This is a genomic window from Bacteroidota bacterium (assembly GCA_018816945.1).
In the GTDB taxonomy this organism is placed as follows: Bacteria; Bacteroidota; Bacteroidia; order Bacteroidales.
Genome location: JAHIVC010000015.1, coordinates 41221 through 61164, shown reverse-complemented (window position 1 = coordinate 61164; position 19944 = coordinate 41221). Strand labels below are relative to the sequence as shown.

Annotated in this window: 14 protein-coding genes; 2 read left to right on the top strand and 12 right to left on the bottom strand. The window is 36.6% G+C overall.

What is annotated here, in order from left to right; genetic code table 11:
- Position 1: 1 nt before the first annotated feature.
- The 3 genes from KKG99_02710 to gpmI form a co-directional block, all read right to left on the bottom strand.
- Positions 2 to 1816, bottom strand: coding sequence for an Ig-like domain-containing protein (locus KKG99_02710; GenBank protein MBU1011892.1), 1815 nt, complete (start codon positions 1814 to 1816; stop codon positions 2 to 4).
- A gap of 94 nt (positions 1817 to 1910) precedes the next feature.
- Positions 1911 to 2474 (bottom strand): polysaccharide deacetylase family protein, encoded by a 564-nt coding sequence (locus KKG99_02705; GenBank protein MBU1011891.1) that lies wholly within the window; start codon positions 2472 to 2474, stop codon positions 1911 to 1913.
- Positions 2475 to 2549: 75 nt separating this feature from the next.
- Positions 2550 to 4073: a 2,3-bisphosphoglycerate-independent phosphoglycerate mutase gene (gene gpmI / locus KKG99_02700; GenBank protein MBU1011890.1), complete on the bottom strand. Its 1524-nt coding sequence runs from the start codon at positions 4071 to 4073 to the stop codon at positions 2550 to 2552.
- 90 nt (positions 4074 to 4163) lie between these two features.
- Between gpmI and KKG99_02695 the strand changes: the two genes are divergently transcribed.
- The gene (locus tag KKG99_02695; GenBank protein ID MBU1011889.1) at positions 4164 to 4889 is read left to right on the top strand and encodes a serine/threonine protein phosphatase; all 726 of its coding nucleotides are present in this window, start codon (positions 4164 to 4166) and stop codon (positions 4887 to 4889) included.
- A gap of 481 nt (positions 4890 to 5370) precedes the next feature.
- Here the strand turns inward: KKG99_02695 and KKG99_02690 are convergent, their stop codons facing one another.
- The 8 genes from KKG99_02690 to KKG99_02655 all read right to left on the bottom strand — a co-directional run bounded on the left by KKG99_02690 (position 5371) and on the right by KKG99_02655 (position 16703).
- Positions 5371 to 5721 (bottom strand): hypothetical protein, encoded by a 351-nt coding sequence (locus KKG99_02690; protein ID MBU1011888.1) that lies wholly within the window; start codon positions 5719 to 5721, stop codon positions 5371 to 5373.
- 243 nt (positions 5722 to 5964) lie between these two features.
- Positions 5965 to 6474 (bottom strand): YceI family protein, encoded by a 510-nt coding sequence (locus KKG99_02685; protein ID MBU1011887.1) that lies wholly within the window; start codon positions 6472 to 6474, stop codon positions 5965 to 5967.
- A gap of 189 nt (positions 6475 to 6663) precedes the next feature.
- On the bottom strand, positions 6664 to 7986 hold the full coding sequence (locus KKG99_02680; protein ID MBU1011886.1) for a M24 family metallopeptidase: 1323 nt from the start codon (positions 7984 to 7986) through the stop codon (positions 6664 to 6666).
- A 149-nt stretch (positions 7987 to 8135) separates the two neighbouring features.
- Complete coding sequence (locus KKG99_02675; GenBank protein MBU1011885.1) at positions 8136 to 10985, bottom strand: AsmA family protein; 2850 nt, start codon at positions 10983 to 10985, stop codon at positions 8136 to 8138.
- A 177-nt stretch (positions 10986 to 11162) separates the two neighbouring features.
- Positions 11163 to 12029, bottom strand: a complete 867-nt coding sequence (locus KKG99_02670) for an AraC family transcriptional regulator (GenBank protein ID MBU1011884.1) — start codon at positions 12027 to 12029, stop codon at positions 11163 to 11165.
- Positions 12030 to 12209: 180 nt separating this feature from the next.
- Complete coding sequence (scpA, locus tag KKG99_02665; GenBank protein ID MBU1011883.1) at positions 12210 to 14366, bottom strand: methylmalonyl-CoA mutase; 2157 nt, start codon at positions 14364 to 14366, stop codon at positions 12210 to 12212.
- 57 nt (positions 14367 to 14423) lie between these two features.
- On the bottom strand, positions 14424 to 14780 hold the full coding sequence (locus KKG99_02660) for a four helix bundle protein (protein ID MBU1011882.1): 357 nt from the start codon (positions 14778 to 14780) through the stop codon (positions 14424 to 14426).
- Between the two features lie 57 nt (positions 14781 to 14837).
- Positions 14838 to 16703 (bottom strand): acyl-CoA mutase large subunit family protein, encoded by a 1866-nt coding sequence (locus KKG99_02655; protein MBU1011881.1) that lies wholly within the window; start codon positions 16701 to 16703, stop codon positions 14838 to 14840.
- A 183-nt stretch (positions 16704 to 16886) separates the two neighbouring features.
- On the opposite strand from KKG99_02655, the gene KKG99_02650 reads away from it, so the two are divergent.
- A complete protein-coding gene (locus tag KKG99_02650; GenBank protein ID MBU1011880.1) occupies positions 16887 to 17375 on the top strand; it encodes a thioredoxin family protein in 489 nt (162 codons plus the stop codon).
- 417 nt (positions 17376 to 17792) lie between these two features.
- Here KKG99_02650 and KKG99_02645 read toward each other — a convergent pair whose 3' ends face one another.
- A complete protein-coding gene (locus tag KKG99_02645; GenBank protein MBU1011879.1) occupies positions 17793 to 19919 on the bottom strand; it encodes a S9 family peptidase in 2127 nt (708 codons plus the stop codon).
- Between the last annotated feature and the right edge of the window lie 25 nt (positions 19920 to 19944).

Here is a 19944-nt window from a genome sequence, read left to right as displayed (position 1 = left end):
ATTATTTCAATTCCCAGTTTTGCTCTGTCAGCCAATTTGCTCTCACGTCAAATTCAGTATTAAATACCAGGATTTTTTCGGCTTGCCTGTGCATCATATAATTACCTGTGTCCCAGCGGCCATTTTTATTCTCATCTAAAATGGCCCTTAATTTATATTTCGCTGGTAAAATGTAGTCGAAGGTGAGAGGTTCATTTGGTTTAACAATTTTCTGTCCAACTACTAAATCTTGAGCATCCATAAGCTGAACTATCCATTGTTGGGTTGTATCGCTAAGTATAGTTTTAATGACAATAGTAGCATATTCTTCCTTTTTACGTGTTTCGAACTCAAGGATGATGCTGTCATTTATTCTGCCCTTAACATCCATCATAGCAGAGTCAGGAATGATAAGTTTGTATTTTACTTTATCATTCAGCACACGATCAAAGGAGAAAATTCTTTTCACTGAATTTGAAAAAACGATTGGAGGCGTTCCAACTAAAGTATCTTCAAACCAACTAACTCCCGAAAAATCATAATTTACCAAAGGATATTCACTTTCAAAAACCAGATTTTTATTTAGACCTATCTTGCCAGCTGAAATATTAGTATTGAAACTCAAGCGTTGAATCTTGGTTGTATCAATCTTTGCATTCGGATTTACCTTATTTAGAACAAAATCCAAAGTATCAAGTATTCTTGAATCGGCTACAAATTCAACTTGAAGTGAATCCGGCATATCAGGATGCACCCAACACAAAATAGTATCATTTGTTCTATTCGTTTCTAATTGATTCCACGATGAGATTGGAAAGAAATTTAAAGGGTTAATCTGGAATTCGCTACATGGGTATTTAAGTCGAAAAGTTATAAGTGAACCCTTTGAAACCGAAGATTCAATGATCTGCTGTGTAGAATCGACCTCAATAAACATAAACAACTCTATTGGTTTATAATTTGGATTGACATTCTGTTGAGGAATTAACGTGTTTGCGGTTGAATCAGAGCCACTGAGTACCTCTCTTTTTGATAATCCAATTTCCGCATCTTTAGCTTTTGGCTTTTCAAATTTGGTACTGTCCATTTTCACTGAGTCAGTTGCTGATTTATAAACCTTTCGCCCTAAAAAAGCAGGTATGATAAGGGTATCTGAAAATGCAATTTCCTCATTGGGCAGATCGTAAAGATAATTGCTGTTTTTATCAGAAAGGGCCACTATCTTATAGGGTATATTTCTTAAATTATTTAATTCAAACTCACCCTCTTTATTCGTTCGTGAAACATATACGGGACGGCTTAAAATTGGAAGTGAATCGTTCGGGATACTATCAACATCCGGAATGTATAATAAAACCGCAACCCCATCTTTGGGTTTCATGTCTGCAGCATCCATCACTTTTCCCTTCACTGCCATTGAGTCCAACAGAGTACCTGTAGAAAAAACATATTCAAAGTTCTTGATTGGGTTCGACTCTGTAATGTCAACAATCGCATCCCCAAAGAAGAAAGTATAGGTTGTACTATCTCTTAATTGCTCATCAATTTCAATTATGACAGATTTGCCTTTTATTTTGATGCGAGGTGTTTTTGATAAAGGAGGCGAAATCATTAACTGATTGGTTAAATTATTTAGCTTAACATATTCGTTGAAACTAACCGCTAATTGCTTGCCATTAAACAGGGTTGAATAATTTGGTGGATCCATTTCAAGAATTCTGGGCGGTGTTTCATCTTTTGGACCTCCTTGTGGAGCAACAGGATTGGCACACTGAGTTACAATAAATGCCAACGAAAGCATAAAAATGATCAGGTATATTTTTTGAAGTGTGTTCAATATTCTTTAAATATATTTACAAAGATGTGAAAAAATCCGTTAGTATTAAGTCGAAATATTATCCGTATCTGATTTAAATCGTCCATCCTGCTAATTATACCAGTTCATCATTAATGGTCGAAAATTCAAATCCTTTTTTTTGATAATAATCCAACACCCTTGGCACAGCATAAAGCATTTGGCTTGAGGCTTTCATACTATCATGAAATACAATGATTGATCCGGCTTTGGTATGTTTTAGCACCGTAGATAAGCATTTTTCCTTGCTTTGCTTTAGGTCAAAATCACGACTTAATACCGACCACATGATAATTTTGAATTTATTTGAAATTAGATTTGCTTGCTCCTTTGTGATCCTCCCATAGGGTGGCCTGAATAGTTTTGAATTAATTATCTCTTGTGTTTTACTTATCGAAGCAATATATTCACCGATTTCTGCTTTTTTCCCGTTCAGGTGATCCCAGGTATGGTTCCCAATCTGATGCCCTTCCTTCCGGATTCGATCAAATAAAATCTTATTCTCCACAACATTTTTACCTAAACAGAAAAACGTTGCTTTTGCTCCATAATCCTTCAAAATATCTAACAGTACATCTGTTATATCAGGGGTTGGGCCATCATCAAATGTGAGATAAATCTTTTTGTCATAGTCAGGCATTTCCCAAATTAACTGCTTGGGATATAAATGCCGAATTAAACCAGTCGTATTAATATGGAGTTTCAACTGATGATCTTATATTAAACTTGAACCGGTCATGTTTGTCGGTTGTTCAATGCCTAGTATCTTTATAATTGTTGGAGCCAAATCAGCTAAAACACCATCTTTGATTACAACATCACCTTCGCCAATTAAAATACATGGCACCGGATTTAATGAATGTGCCGTATTAGGAGTACCATTCTCATTTAATGCATGATCAGCATTCCCATGATCAGCTGTTACAATAATACTATAATCATTAGCCTGTGCTGCTTCAACGGTTTTTTGCAAGCATTTATCGACTGTTGAAGCTGCCTTTAAAATAGCCTCATAAATACCGGTGTGGCCAACCATATCGCCATTGGCATAATTCAAGCAAATAAAATCAAATTTCTGCTTATTCAATTCTACAACGATTTTATCAGCTACTTCAGGAGCACTCATCTCCGGTTGTAAATCATAAGTAGCAACTTTTGGCGATGAAACCATGATTCTCTCTTCATCATCAAATAATGCTTCTCTACCACCTGAAAAGAAGTAAGTGACATGTGCATATTTTTCGGTTTCTGCAATCCTCAATTGCTTTTTCCCATTCTTAGCAAGAACTTCGCCCAAAGTATTAGAAACATCCTGCTTATCATAAATTACCTGAATCCCTTTAAAGCTTTTATCATAATTCGACATGGTATAATACTTCAGGTTTAACTTTTTCATTGATTGCTCCGGAAAATCTTCCTGAGTGAGCGCAATGGTTAATTGTCGTAAACGATCAGTTCTGAAATTAAAACAGATCACCACATCGCCTTCTTTAATTTGTGCAATAGGATTCTGATTTTCATCAACCATTACTATGGGAACAATGAATTCATCTGTCAACCCGTTATCATAAGATTTTTGAATCGAATTTAGAATATCCCTTGATTTCTCTCCTTGTCCCTTAACCATAAGATCATAGCCTTTTTTGATCCTTTCCCATCTTTTATCGCGATCCATCGAATAATATCGGCCAATTAAACTTGCAATTTTAGCAGTTGTACCACTGATGTTTTTTAGTAATGATTCGATAAGACCATATCCGCTTCTGGGATCTGTATCACGACCATCAGTGATTGCATGAATAAAAACCTCTTTTAACCCAAAATCAGAAGCCAATTCGCAAAGTTTATATAAATGCATGTCCAAAGAGTGTACGCCACCATCAGATACCAAACCCACAAAATGGAGTTTTTTCTTTTGGTTAAGCGCATAGCTAAAAGCCTCATTTAACTGCTTATTGCTTTTTATGTCATTTGATTCAATTTCCTTATTAATGCGCACTAAATCGTGATATATTTTTCGACCGGCACCTATGTTCAGGTGACCAACTTCCGAATTCCCCATTTGACCATCCGGTAACCCGACACTCTCACCACATGCTAGCAATTTTGAATTTGGATAATCCTTCATAAGCGAATCAAAAAATGGGGTATCTGCATTATATATCGCATTTGCTTTATCTTTTTTCCCCAATCCCCATCCATCCAGAATGATCAAAATTAAGCGTTTCGTATTCTTCATTATGTAATTCTTTTATTAAATATATTTGTTATCAAAGGTAGAATTTTTACATTTAACTTTAGTATTATTAAACTCTCGGAAGTCTATCTCATGATAAAACAATGGGTCATCCCGGATATTCATGGTTGCGCTCAATCATTGAAGCAATTAATTAAGGTCCAAATTCAGCCCCAAAAACAAGATGAATTGTATTTTCTGGGCGATTACATTGATCGTGGACCAGATTCAAAAGGAGTTATCGATTATTTGATGTCCTTAAAAAATGATGGATACAAAACATCTTATTTGAAAGGAAATCATGAAGAATATTTTTTAAGGGCACTTGATCATGAGCCCTCACGAAAGCAACTTATAAAGTTTGGCCGCAAAAATAGATTTAAAAGTGAATGGTTCGCGCACGGAGGTGATAAATTTATGCAGAGCTTTGGGGAAATTGAGATGAACAAAATCCCAACTTTATATTCAGATTGGATCAAAGGCTTAAAAAATTATATCCTTTTAAAAAAACACATTTTAGTTCATGCAGGATTAAATTTCAAAATTGAAGATCCTTTTGAAGATATATTCGATATGCTTTGGACCCGCGATTTTGATGTTGATCCATTGAAGATTGGCAAGCGCTTGATTATTCACGGGCATGTACCCGTTCACATTGATGTTATTCGTCAATCCATTCAGAATGAAGATACACTGAGTATAAATCTTGATAATGGTGTTTACCTCAAAAACAAAGAAGGATTTGGGAAATTGACAGCTTATGAGTTAAATTCTAAAATGTTGATTATTCAGGATAACCTCGATCAATCACGGGTATGAAACCCCAAAGTCCCGAGAATTCGGGAGAAACAAATTCAGCAGCAGAGCTGCGGGGTATTATACCCTCCGACTACATCGGGATTCGTTCATCTTACAGATTTCAATTCACTATCCCGCATAAACTGCGGGACAGGCTGTTTTTGAAATCTGAGTTTCACGAATAAAAAAAGGATGCAAGCCATTGTGCTTGCATCCCCGAATAAACAACCGTCAGTAAAAATAGTGTTAACCCAAGCTTGAGATAGTTCTTATCTCAATAACATCGAATTATGTAGTGTAATTTTCATTATTTCAATAATCGACGAATGAAATCAGGCAGGCTTAAACTACGACATAAAAGCCATACCTGATTTATTTCTTATTATATCTGACTGATGATCAATTTGTTTACTATTAAATTTCTTAAATACAATTCTGCTATTTGCTTTTTATGCAAAGCAAGTATTCATTTAGGATAGCCTAAACAAAATAATTATGAAATTTATAGTGAAGGAGGGGCCCGTAAGCCGAACTGGTAAGGCCTAACTTCTAGAACGATAGCCACTGCAATTTCCTGCTTTTTAACAAGCGCTGTCGGGAGCAATAAATTGGATAGATCGAAATTATTTGTTAGGGTAAAAAAATCAAGATGATTTGCTGCTTTTGTAATATCGGAAACTTGAAATGTATTCTCTTTGGTTTTGGGTTTTATTGCCGGATAGGCATGATCAGTGAGTTCGGTACCCAAAATTCTGTTCGCATGAAAATTAAGCAATCCCCCTAAAAATACCCAGAATACTGCAAAAGCAATAATTAAAGTAATATTCCGACGGGTTGATTGTTTAGTGAACATAATCCGATCTTTGTAGTACAAATATAGACAAGTCATCCGAATTAGTTGATTGAGATTTGTCAAGCGAAGCTTATGTTTATATCAATACGCAAATATTTGAATAAGCATCTCCTTTAAGCTTTTGTGGAATACAAATAAAAAATCCGGAGTAATTAGTTCCGGATTCTTCATAACAAAACTTTTCATTAATTTTTTCTATGTTAACCCTATGAAGCGTTATACCCTGACTGATAAGATTAATATTTATTTAGTAACCACGATTTCGAGTGTGAAATCATCATAAATTAATTTGTCCCCTAGATTCTGAAAGAATGATTTTGACCTGTATTTTACTTCGTACTTACTTCTGTCTATCGTTAATTTTGCCATCAACTTATCACCCTCTTTTAAAGCATCAAATTCAATTGGATGCGTAATTCCGCGGATTGTCAGGTTTGCCATTAGTTTATATTTGTTTATTGACAAAACAGTGCCTTCGGTTATCTCCAATACCGCCTCGGGAAATTCTTCAACTCCGAAAAAATCAGATGACTTAAGATGGTCAACCAGTTTTTTATTATATCCGGCATCAGTTAAATCAATGTTTTTAATGCTTTGCATATCCACTACAAATTTACCAGAAGTAATTTGATCATGATCCCATTTCAAATTCCCCTCTTTCAAATCAATTGTTCCATAATGCGAACCCCCAACTTTATTTCCAGTCCATTTAATACTGACCTTTTCGCCGGTTATTTGCTGTGATTGTCCCATTAGATTGACTGCGCCAAATACAATCAACGACAGAATGATATATTTAATATTTCTCATTTTCTATACTTTTAAAATTTGTTAATTCTTTTGTTCCTAAATATCATTATTTAGAATGAGTAAAAATAACAAAAATATTCAACCCTTTGAATAAAAGATTGTTAATAAAAAGTTAAAAATGAAATTTAGATTTTACTGTTGTGGATAAATCTTAAAAATCTCTGTTTGACGTCCATTGATATACCTGAAACCATCTTCTGCCCAGAAGCCATCTTCTTCAAGCATGATGCGGATTTCCCGATCCCATTCAGGCAAAAATACTTTCACATTTAACTCGATGGCATAAGCTGTGTTTTCAAACAAGGGGTAATCACCCGTGCCAGGCACACCGTCTTGCTGATCCCACATCCCAAATACTGCTCCGGCCGAATGCCCATACAAACCTAATGGATGAGAATAGATGGATGGATTAATTCCTTCAGCTTTGGCCTGTTTTATTGATGCAAAGAAGATTTCATTCCCAGTCTTCCCGGTAATAAAATTGGAAGTAAATATATCCTGTAAGCGATTGCCTTTAGCCATGGCCGATAGCAAGAATTCAGGCACCTCATCCTCACCTGGTCTTAAAACATAGGCATGCTCCTGTACATCCGAATTCAAACCCAGATATTGGATGCCAACATCGCAATGCAATAAATCTCCGGGTACGATCACTTCTCCACCATTATCCTTTGTGAATACATTTATAAAACTTTCCAATTTAGCATTTGAACGCTGAATATCAATAGTAGGATGGAACCATGTTTCTAAACCCAACGCTGTAATTTTATCCCTAATCCACCATTGTACATCTTCAGTGGTTGTTTTACCCGGTATTATCACTGAATTGGAAAATGCTTCAGCAATAACCTGATGTGTGATTCCAACTAACTGGGTAAAATATTTCATTTCTTTGGGAGTTCGGGTTTCAATCCAGGCGATAGCTAAATTTTCAGCTGAAACTATTTTCGATTGATACTCATCCGGTAAAACCATCATTAATTCATTGTAATCTGTCAAAACCAGTCCGTCAGCAATTCCAGTGTGTTCTGAAAAATTCAGGCCGATTTTTTTAGGGTTTCGCTGCACAATAATATCTCTTAATGCATCCCATTGATTGGAAAACTTATTTTTATCCCATGCTGTTTTTATATGCTTTCCAACATCATAAGTCGAAACGGCTAATCGCTCAGTCAGATTATTTGTTTTATCTCTATAAAAAACCAGCATCGTTCTTCTGCGAGCGGCAAACCATTTGGAGGGTAGCATGCTTCTAATCACAGGATCTTCGTTATATTCACGAGACATGATTATCCACATGTCGATATCCGCACGATCCATTAATTGTGGCAGGAGATTGACCAAACGATCCTCAATCATTTCATCCCTGATTTCAGATCGTTCTTTTTCTAAAAGGATTTGTGCCTGGGTTTGAAGAAACAGAAATGCGAATAGGAAAAGGATTAGGTTTTTCATGAGAGTTGAAGATTAGATTAATTTAAAGGTTTAAAGATAAAAATAAAAGAGAGATAATCTTAAACCGATAATCCATATTATAAGAATCTGTTATGTTCTAACTGCAGGCTGGAAATGATTTAAAACATTTGTAAAACTATTTCTAGAAATTACAATCCTTTCGCTTTTTCGATTAAAGCATCTCCTTCATTCTTTGCTTTATTCTTTAAAATATCGGCTTCAATATTTGCTTTTTGCATTAATTGATCCGTTTTTACAGCAGCCTCTTCTTCAATTTTTACAGCCTTCTTCTCAGCTTCCGAACGAACTATGTCGGCACCCTTTTTAGCAGCTATTTGTAATAACTCATTTTGCCCAGCGGCTTTTTCTTCTATTTTTTTTGCTTCAGTTTCTGCTTCAGATCGTACTTTGTCAGCCAAAATTTTAGCCGACCTTTTAATCTGTGCGGTACTGCTATCTGCAATCGCGATTAATTGTGAAGCTTTTTCATTGGCTAGGGCCATTATTTTATCGGCCTGATCCTGTGCTTTTTGAATTGCTTCCTGTTTAGTCGCATCTATTTTTTCATTTACCTGCTCCTTAACATTTGCTACGATGCTTTGTCCTGCTTTTCCCAAATCAAGGGTGATTTTCGGGTTTGTGATACTTCCGGTAATTGCAGCATTTATATCAATAAAATCAGCCATTTTAAAATCCAAACCTGTACTTTCCGCATTCGAAAGAAGATCGGTTAACACCTGGTTTGCCCCACCAAAATCTGAACGGGGAATTGAAAATTTCAAATTATAATTAATCGCTTGGTCAACTCCATGATACCCGCTGATAGTTGTTGTCGTGTTTTTGATTTTTGTAACAAATGGCTTCACTTCAACCATCCCGTCTTTAATTAAAAAACTCAATACGAGGTCTTTCAAATTAAAAGATTTATAGTCGTCGGATTTCAGCAAGCTGCTAATTTGATTAAAAATAGCCGCATTATTGAGTTGAATGTTTTTGCTGTTGATTTTTCCATTGGCATTGATGGTATTCAAATCAGGCATCAGATTGTTTTTCAATATACAGCTGTAATTATTGATGCTAGCCGAAAATTTCCCCAGACAGTTTTCCGCAATCGGAGCAAGGAGTTTAAAGGTATTAAAATTCTTAAACGTCTTTCCCAGATCGATTTCATTAATCCCCAAACTAAAATTTATTTTAGGATTGGCAATATCGATTGTTTCATAAAATCCATCCATTGTAATGTTTCCGTCAAGCATATTCATCATTACATTTTTCAGCTCAACTTTTGAATCCTTTACGGCAATACTTCCTTTTACATCATTTATTTCAATTTTTTGGTACAAAACTTTTTTAATGGTTGATGAAAGTGTAAAATCAATATTCGCCGGAACTTCAAAAACGCTTACTGGTGAATCCTGCTGATCTTCATCACTATTGGCGGCCATTAATTCATTCAAATCAAGAAGATTTGAGCTAAAAGTGAAATTTCCTTTCAAGGCTTCATCTTTAAAAAAATAAGCCAGATAATTTTCAACTTTCCCTTTCATTTGAAAATCACTTTTCCCGAATTGTGCATCAAATGATTTGAGATCAAGATATTGGGGTTTGAATTCAAGTAAGGCATCGTTTAGGGCTAAACCTTCGGGAAGTGTTGTGCTTTTATAGAAAAGTCCATTAGCCTTAATCTCCCCACTTGCTAAAAAATCGGCATAATTCCCTTCTTCAACTGATGAGATTTTTCCTTTAAAATCAACTGCAGAATTAATGATTCCTTTCAATTCGGTTTCTTTTAATGGAATGATATTTTTAAGGTTCTCCAGATCAATCCTTCCGTTTAACATACCGCTAATATTGGGGTCGCTCATCGGATTTATAACCAACAATTGCGCATCAATGGGGTTACCCGCAAAATCAAGATGCAGTTTTCTGAGATCTATTATCGTGTGGTCCATCACTCCATCCTTATTGTTTATGTTTAAATCAACATTCACGTTTTTAACCGATCCGGGTAGATCGGGGTACTTGAACATTCCTTCATCAATATTTAATGCCACCTCGAAACCCGGCATCTGCTTTTCATTATAAACGCCCTCTATTTTGGCATTTATTCCCATCGTGCCAGTGGCCTCAATATCTTTAAAATTGTTATTGTAAATAGCAGGGATCATCGATAAAAAGCTTTTGAAATCATTTTGTTTTGCAACAATGTCCAATTTTATCGTAATATCTTCAGCCGGCATTTCGATGCTTCCGTTAAAAAGCAGAGCCAAATCATTCAGTAAAATTTCGTTTTGGGTAAAAGTGTATTTTGAATTAGCCAGATCGGTTTCAATTCCGCCCTTCGCTTCTATTTTGGCACTGCTTATATAATTTATTCCGCCATAAGTAAGCGTGAAATCATTTGAAGAAATCTCTGCCCGAAGGTTAGCAATGTCAGCAACCATATCACCCGAAAGAATTCCCTGAATGTCCTTTACTTGGGTAAGTAAGTTCATTTCCTCATCATCATAAACAAATTCGCCGTTATTGATTTTGATCCGCTTTAAATTCAGTTTGAAACTTGAAGCTTCCTGCTCATTGCCGGTGGTTGCCGTACTTTCTTTTGCAATATCCCAGTTCACTTGCCCATTTTTTAAAACCTTGGTTTTAATGGAAAGATGGTCAAGTAAAATAGAACTAATACTCAATTGGTTCGACCCCAAACTGAACAATCCAACCCTCAACTCTAACTTGTTAAATTGCAATAGCGTATCCATCTCAAAATCGCCCAATCCTTTTATGCTCAAATCATGCATAACAAAATTGGCATTAGGAAAAGCTGTGAACAGGCTAAGGCTAAAATCACCAAATTCAACTGTTGCATTAACATTTTTATTGATTTCGATTTTGGCTAATTTGATCAATTTCCCTTTAAATATGATTGGAACGACAAACATCAGAACAACTAAACTAAAAAGAATAATTGCCAGCCACTTAAAAAACTTCTTGAGAAATTTCATGGGTTTCGATTTTTAAAATAGGAAGTATAAAATTACGAAATAACAAAGTACCTGTGGAAGAAATAATACGTAGCACTCTTATAAAGTACAGACATTAGGGATGGCATCCTTTTATTTATGGCTGCCATCCTCCTAATTCTTTGGGGATATCAATTGTCGAAAAATCCTGACCAAGCTCTATTTCAATGGCACATAGATGTGTGTTTTGTAGTTTTCAGGTTTATGTTTTTCGGGATTGTTTAAATACTTTTCAAAACATGGCTTATCTTCTAACTCATAATTTGAAGCAGGTAACCAATTCTTGAAAATATAATTATAAACCTGCTCAAGATTGGTATAAGGACCTTTGTATTTGAAGATGGCATACTTTCCCCCGGCAATGACTTTCACGCCAATGTTTCCCTTTGGTTGAACATCTTTTTTTATAGTCATGCATGCATCATACCGAAGTTTATCACTGTCGGTCACACTGGGGTCATCATGTCCAATTCCAATAGTTTCTAATCCAAACGTAAATAATTTTTCCTGCTTCATGAATTCGCATAATTGATCCCATGCTTTTCCCGCCGAATCAGCATATTTGCCAATTGCTTGAACATAAATTACTTTTTTCTCATTAATTTCTTTAATCTGTGGTTTTAAATTTAGTTCCATAGCCTTACTGTTTAAATGAATAAAATCGAAAGGGATCAAAGCCTTTTTTGTTTCACGGAATTCCACAGGTGTAACGCCGAATCGTTTCTTAAAAGCTTTGTTTAAAGAAGAAGGAACCTCAAATCCAACTTTATATGCAATTTCACTTATCGGGTCGGTACCAAATTCCAATAATTTTGCTGCATAATCCAATCGTAAACGCGTTACAAATGTTCCAAGTGGCTCATTCAGGAATGCCCTAAAAATCCGATGAAAATGAAATACAGAAAAATTTGACATTGCAGCCAGTTTTTCAAGTTCCAGTTTTTCATCCAGATGTTCGCTGATATAAACCAGCACCTTGTTAATGCGCTCCTGATAATCTTTGATGGTTTCTCCTCTTCCTTTCATTGCATAATTTTATCCAAAAATAGGAGATAGTTGTTTGATAGGATTTTCCATTCTTGCTAAGTTACAAAATTTGGCAGTTGGCTTTTAGCTTTTGGCTATTTGCTAACATCTTCTGTCTTTATATAAAAACAGCCCCCAATTTCTTGAGAGCTGCTTATCTTCAATAATATAATTATTAATCTATCTTTTTCTTGAATCAATCAAAATCTCCAGCATCTTAATGCCGGATTCGGAAACCACGGTTCCGGGACCAAAAATAGCAACGGCACCAGCCTTGTATAAAAACTCATAATCCTGAGCAGGGATTACTCCTCCAACAATTACCATGATATCTTCACGACCTAATTTTTTTAGTTCTTTAATTACCTGAGGAACCAAAGTTTTATGTCCGGCGGCTAAACTTGATACGCCCAATATATGCACATCATTTTCAACAGCCTGGCGGGCCGATTCGGCCGGTGTTTGGAACAATGGACCGATGTCCACATCAAATCCCATGTCGGCATAACCTGTTGCCACAACCTTTTCGCCTCGGTCGTGACCATCCTGGCCCATTTTGGCAATCATAATTCGTGGGCGACGACCTTCCAATTCGGCAAACTGATCGGCCATTTCACAGGCTTTTTTGAATTGCCCGTCATCACCCGATTCTGATGAATATACTCCTGAAATTGATCTTATCACGGCTTTATACCTCCCAAATATTTTTTCGCATGCATCTGAAATTTCACCTAACGAAGCCCTTTTCTGAGCTGCATCAACTGCCAAAGCTAATAAATTTCCTTCACCTGTTTCACAAGCTTTAGTAATTGCATTTAAGGCAAGTTCAACTTCTTCATTATTTCGTTCGGCACGTAATTTCTTCAATCTCTTAATTTGCGATAAACGAACCGCCGTATTGTCAACCTCCAAGGTTTCGATGGGATCCTGTTTATCCAATCTATATTTGTTGATCCCAACAATCGTATCTTTTTTTGCATCAATACGTGCTTGTTTTCTTGCAGATGCTTCTTCTATACGCATTTTTGGCAATCCTGTTTCAATCGCTTTTGCCATACCGCCCAACGCTTCAACTTCTTCGATTAGTTCCCACGCCTTATGTGCGATTTCATGGGTTAATTTTTCAACATAATAAGAACCTGCCCAAGGATCGACCGTTTTACAAATATTGGTTTCTTCTTGAATATAAATCTGTGTATTTCGTGCAATACGCGCTGAAGCATCAGTTGGCAAAGCAATGGCCTCATCCAAAGCGTTGGTATGCAATGATTGGGTGTGACCAAGTGCCGCAGCCATTGCTTCGATACAAGTACGTCCCACATTATTGTATGGATCCTGTTCGGTTAAGCTCCAACCTGAAGTCTGGCTGTGGGTTCGAAGTGCCATTGACTTAGGATTTTTTGGATTAAACTGTTTAACAATCTTCGCCCAAAGCATTCGGGCAGCTCTCATTTTGGCTATTTCCATAAAATGATTCATCCCAACAGCCCAGAAAAATGATAGACGAGGGGCGAATGTATCTATGTCCATTCCGGCATTTACCCCTGCCCTCAAATATTCTAATCCGTCGGCCAAGGTATAAGCCAATTCAATATCAGCAGTTGCACCAGCCTCTTGCATGTGGTAACCGGAAATGGAGATCGAATTAAACTTCGGCATATTTTTAGAAGTGTATTCAAAGATATCTGCTATGATTTTCATAGATGGTAAAGGAGGATATATGTAGGTATTACGCACCATAAATTCCTTCAAAATATCATTTTGGATGGTTCCGCTTAATTGATCCAATGGAACGCCTTGCTCCAAGCCTGAAACAATATAAAATGCCAAAACAGGCAAAACCGCACCATTCATGGTCATCGAAACCGACATTTTATCCAAAGGGATTTGATCAAAAAGAATTTTCATATCCAGGATCGAATCGATAGCTACCCCCGCTTTACCAACATCGCCTTCCACCCTTTCATGATCGGAATCATAACCACGGTGAGTGGCCAGGTCGAATGCAACGGATAAGCCTTTTTGACCGGCAGCAAGGTTTCTGCGATAAAATGCATTGGATTCTTCTGCTGTAGAAAATCCCGCATATTGTCGAATGGTCCATGGTCGCATTACGAACATGGTAGAGTATGGCCCACGCAAAAATGGTGCTTTTCCGGCAGCATAATTCAAATGCTCCATGCCCTCCAAATCGGCTTTGGTGAAAGCTGTTTTTATGTCGATTTGCTCAGGAGTTTTCCAATCGTTTGCAATATGGTTTGCTTTTTCCCATCCGCTTGCCGTCATTGATTGTTTTTCCTGACTCTTGATGTTAATTTCTTTATAATTTGGTTTCATGATTTATTTTTTTAGACTCAAGTATCAAGATGCAACCTGCCTGCCGCAGGCAGGGTATCAAGACTTGATCAACGAAACTTTAAATCCATTTATCATTTTTTGTATTTCTTTAATGTCATTTATCAGCGTTTCTCCAGCTTTCGGATTGATGAACTCTAAATCCAAAGCAAGTATAATTTGTGACTCAAGTTCAAAAGCAGATCCGGAGGCGATATCTAGAAACCTACTAAACTCTTTTGATGTCTCTCTGCCAGCTCCTTCAGCAATATTTGAAGAAATTGATATCGCAGATCTTTTAATCTGGGATTCCAAGACAAATTTTTCAACGGTTGGAAAATCAACCGTTGACTGGTAAATCTTCTTTACCAATTCTCTGGACTTCTGCCATACCTTCAATTCTAAAAAATTATGCATCTCTATTGTCTGTTTTCTAGCATCTAACGTCTTGTGTCTTGCGTCTTGTATCTTAGCTCACTTAATCCCCAACTCAGCCTGAAATTGTTTCAACGTTTCCAACACATTCGATTTTACATGAATGAAATGTTGAATGCCTATCGCTTTCAAATCTTCGATAATTTCTTTTGGATATCCGGCTACTACAACGATTTCATCTCCGGAAAGGGCTTTTACTGCCGGTGCCAACGCTGTATATTCTTCATCTGAACTACAAACAACAATGATCTCTGCTTTGGCTGCTTTAGCTGCTTTTACGCCTTCTTCGGCTGATTTAAAACCATTGGTATCCATCACCTCAAAACCTGCACAGGCGAAGAAATTGCTGGCGAAAGTTGCTCTTGCTTTACGCATGCCAACATTTCCATAAGTAAGCATAAATGCCAGGGGACGCTTATTCTCTCTGGCAAACAGATCTGTTTTATAACGTAAGGCTTCAAAAGCCTGGGCACCCCTATAAGGTTTTAGGGTTTTATTCCTCGATTTTTGAGAACTAAAATCAGCGGCTTCAAAGATATCTTCTTCAAGGTTCAACTCCAGTTTTTCATTGAAATTCGGGAATTGGTTGGTCCCCAGAAAAATTTCCCTGCGATTTGCAATATCCTGATCTCGTTTTTGAGCAGTAGCATAAATGGTATCCTGAACAAAACCGGCTTTCAAGGCTTCGATAAAACCACCTTTTTCCTCTGTTGCCAGAAAAATTTTCCATGCTTCCTCAGCAATAGAAGCAGTCAAAGTTTCTATATAATATGAACCTGCTGCAGGATCTGCTACTTTATCTAAATAGGATTCCTCCTTTAATAATAATTGCTGGTTACGGGCAATGCGTTCACCAAATTCACCAGGAGTTTGAAAAGATTCGTCAAACGCATTAACAGTTAATGAATCTGTTCCTCCAATCACCGACGACATAGCCTCGGTAGTTGTACGGAGCATATTTACATAAGGATCATAAACGGTTTTATTCCAGGAGGATGTGGTTGAGTGAACAAACATCTTTGCAACTTCTAAATCTTTTGGATAATAAGCAGCCACCATTTTTGCCCACAACATTCTTGCTGCACGTATTTTTGCAATTTCCATGAAATAATTACCCCCTACTGCAAAATCAAATCTCATTTTCGGGGCAAGTTCATCGATTGAGATTCCTTTTTCTGTAAGTTGATTCAAATATTCGGCAGCAGTAGCCAATGAAAAACCCAATTCTTCAACAGCCGAAGCCCCTGAATTATGAAAAATACTACCATGCACTACCAATGTTCTGAATTTCGGCAGATTACTGGTTAATTCCATGATTTCTTTTGCTTCACGCAAGTCGGCACTCATGCCCGTTAAAACCATATCGGTCAATGGATTGTATGTAATCGAACCCTTCACCTCGCTTAAATTCGCCTTTTTTTCTTTTAGGGCAGCAATGAAATTAGTCAGAACCTCGCTGAAATGAGAAGCACAAATGAGGTTAATTTCTACTACCTCTGGAATTATCCCAATAAGTAAAGCACGGAATTCTTTAACCGATAAAATTTCAGTAAGAATAAACCCGATTGATTCTACCCCTCTGCCGAGCACAAACAATGCTTTTTCGTTGGCTTCCTTTATATCGTCGACAATAATATCCTGACGTATTAACCAGTTATTATTATCGGTCGAATTACCTCTTACATAAGGAAATTCACCCGGGTAAGAACCCATATGCTGAATGTTTTCAAGGTCCTCGGCACGATAATACGGTTTTATCTTAATTCCTTCATTGGTATTCCACACGAGCTTTTTATCGTAATCAGCTCCTTTCAGGTCTTTAATGATGATGTCTTCCCATTCGGAGGTTGATACAGAAGGAAATTCCTGAAATAATTTTTTGGAATTTGTTTCTTTTGAATTCATATTTTTTAGTTCACAATTCTTTAATAATATGTTGTTTCCGTCAAAAATGGCTGCAAAGTTACAATAAAATATTTCCTTAAATCAAAATGCAACCAAAATATTGTTAATTATTTCACAATGATTTTTATCATATTGATAGAATAAAGAATTGTATTAAATTCGCCATGAATAAAAAAGAGAGCTATGAAAAAGCAAATTATACTAACATTGGTGTTTGCAATGACTTTACTATTTGCACAAGCACAGACCGAAAAAGTTTATGATGAAAATGCAGATGCTGCTGCTGATATCAAAAAAGCCGTTGAAATGGCAAAACAAAAAAACAAACATGTATTGATTGTTATTGGAGGCAATTGGTGCCCATGGTGCTTGCGACTGAATAAATTTATTAACGAAGATGCTGAAATAAAAGCTGCACTTTATGATAATTACGAGGTGGTTAAAGTGAACTACGATAAGGAACATACCAATATGCCCGTGCTGTCGAAATTAGAATTTCCTCAAAGATTAGGGTTTCCGGTTATTGTAATTTTAGATCAGGATGGGCAAAGAATCCATACCCAAAATTCTGCTTATCTTGAGCTTGAAAAATCATACGACAAAAAGAAATTGATTGGTTTTTTCAACGACTGGACCGTTACAAAACTTGATGCTTCCAATTATATTAAATAAGTACATCCTTTTATTCGTTAATATTAAGTTTCTCAAGTCATAAGCAACATCCAAAATTGGATTGATGATTATTCGGTTGAAAGAGATTTAGCTTCGCTGAGTTGTGTTTTTTAGACAGTTTAATCGAAATTTGTAATTCCGCCTAGCACGAGAAGTTAAACCCCAAAATGAGAGAAGTCAAAACCCGGAATGAGAGAAGTCAAAACCCGGAATGAGAGAAGTCAAAATCCTTAATGGGAGAAGTCAAAATTCAAGTTGTTCTTGGGATGGCTTCCCAAATGGGAAGCCATCCCTTTTCCTCACTCAGGGTGCATTGAAAAAAGGGCATTGAGTGTTCCGCATTGCTGAACGTATCGAAATGCCCGCCAGATTTAATTTCTCAAAAAAAGGCTCCCAAATTTGGAGCCTTTTTTACTTTTATTTATCTGGAGTTAAATTATCCAACCAGAACTGCTTCTGTAAATTTGTTGAATGAACCCTTTTGTTGCCGCCCCAGCCATGTCGCCCATTTGGATATAACATGAATTGAAAATCTTTTTTCAACTCAGTCAAGGTATCAACAAATTGTATAATATTTTGCATGTGAACATTATCGTCCATGGTTCCGTGAATCATAAATAATTTACCTTTTAAACGATCGGCGAAATTATTTACATTTCCGGCTTCGTACAAATCCTTATTTTTTTCAAGCGTGCCCATATAACGCTCGGTATAAACATTGTCGTACAATCGCCAATCAATAACAGCAGAGCTCCCAAAACCATGCGTAAAGTAATCCGAACCCTTGGTCAAGGCAATAGCGGTCATGTATCCGCCATAACTTCCGCCGGTGATGCCAATCTTAGTTTCATCAACAAAACCTTGTGCAATCAACCATTTTACTGCCACAATATAATCCTGAATATCGATGCTTCCCAAATGACCGTAAAATTCATTCAGGCCCTTTTTGCCAAAATGCCCTGAACCTCGATGGTCAACAGCAAAACGGATAATCCCATTTTCTGTAAGGTAATTCTCTTGCGGATTGGTGTAGCGATTGTTCACATTTTTACTGTCAGGACCCCCATAAATTTGGAACACAACTCCATATTTTTTTGCAGGATCAAATCCTTCGGGTAGCACCCACCAGGCAGGCATGTCAAAACCATCGGGGTTAGGAATGGTAAATATTTCAACTTTAGCTATTTCTCCTTTGGCAGGATCAGCACCTTTATCGGCTCCAAGAAAGCGCACAAATTTACCATCGGCTTTGAATAATTCTCTTCGGGTGGGAGTGCTAATATTGCTATAGGTATCGATAAAATATTGATTGTTTGGCGAAATCATGGCACGGTGTGTTCCAGCTTCTTTGGTCAGTTGCGTTAATTTGCTCCCATCCATATTTACACTAAAAAGATGATTCTCAATTGATTTTTCGCCTGTTCCCATAAAATAAACTACGCCCTTTTTCTCATCTACATTATCAATACCATTTACCCTCCAATTTACATTCGTAATTTGATGAACGAGTTTCCCTTCTAAAGTGTAATGATATAAATTATTCCATCCACTTTTATCACTTCTTACAATAAAACCTGTTCCATCTTTTAAAGAATACAAATCGGTATAAAACTCGATATATTTTTCTTGTTTTTCGTTGTAGATTTCTTTCTTTTCGCCACTAGCCAGATCTACAAGATAAATTTTCAAATTGTTCTGCTCGCGGTTATGGGTTTGATAAAAGAATTTCTTTGAATCATTGGTCCAGACAGGAAATGCAATGTATTTATCTTCATCGCAATTACAATCGAACCAGGTAAGTTTTTTAGTTTCCAGATCAATAACTCCTAATTTTACTTCCGGATTTGGATCACCCACTTTTGGATAACGTGTAAGTTCAAGTTCGCCATGAATTCCATCTGCACGATAAAGCGGAAACATTGGAACTTTAGTGTCATCGAATCTAAGAAATGCAATTTTTTTGCTGTCGGGCGACCACCAAAATGCCTGATGTGCGGTAGCTCTTCCCAAAATTTCTTCCATATAAACCCATGATGAATACCCATTATAAATTACATCGGTTGCATCATTGGTAAGTCGATGTTCAAGCCCTGATTCAATATCTATATAATATAGATCATGATCGCGGGTAAAAGCAATTCTGTTTTCATCAGGAGAAAACTCTGGGGTTACCTCTGCTGATGGATTGTCGGTTAGTGCTTTAAACTTATTTTTAATCCGGGAATAATAATAAAGATTATTATCCTTAATCAATGCAACACTTTTATAGTCTTCGGTAGTTATCGCAGCGCGATCCAAAGTAAAGCCTTCAGGAAGATTCTTTTTAACAACATCTTCATAACTCAGATCTTCAAATAACACAGATTTGCCGGATTTAGCATTTACTTTATACACTTTGGAAACCTTGGCTTCCGTTTTTAATTCCAGATAATTTTCGTCATCCAGCCATTTTAAAATCCTGGGCAGTTCAAGCTGCTGGGCATTTGAAAAATTCGAGATCATTAAAAAGCAAAAGGTGGCGAACAATAAAATAATTCGTTTCATAGGGTTTGGTTTTAATTTGAGAGTA